The organism is Shigella sp. FC1967, assembly GCF_001743005.1.
Taxonomy (GTDB): Bacteria; Pseudomonadota; Gammaproteobacteria; order Enterobacterales; family Enterobacteriaceae; genus Proteus.
This window is the reverse complement of sequence record NZ_MIIZ01000158.1, coordinates 1-282: the sequence shown is the minus strand read 5'-3', so window position 1 is coordinate 282 and position 282 is coordinate 1. Positions and strand designations below refer to the sequence as shown.

1 protein-coding gene is annotated in these 282 nt (G+C 33.0%); it reads right to left on the bottom strand.

Translation table 11 applies throughout. The features are described 5' to 3' along the window. The coding region (locus BHE89_RS26770; RefSeq protein WP_353615090.1) for a helix-turn-helix domain-containing protein at positions 1–57 on the bottom strand (57 nt) is incomplete at its 3' end. Positions 58–282 lie beyond the last annotated feature (225 nt).

Here is a 282-nt window from a genome sequence, read left to right as displayed (position 1 = left end):
GAGATATTCAGCCTGTTCTGGTGTTGGGTAGATGCGTACTTTTGTTGCTCTTAACATCATCAGCGCTCATTGATATAATGTTTTTATTTTAACACGTTATGGCAATATATCAATTGAGTAATCATGATGATTTACTGGGCGAGGGTTTACGGCGTTTTTCGCTAAAATAGAGATATCCCACTATTTTATTGAATATAAAAAATCCGTAATCGTTAAACAATTACGGATTATTTATATAAAAATAGAGCTAGTCTTTCTTTTTGGGTGAAAAACTCAGTAACG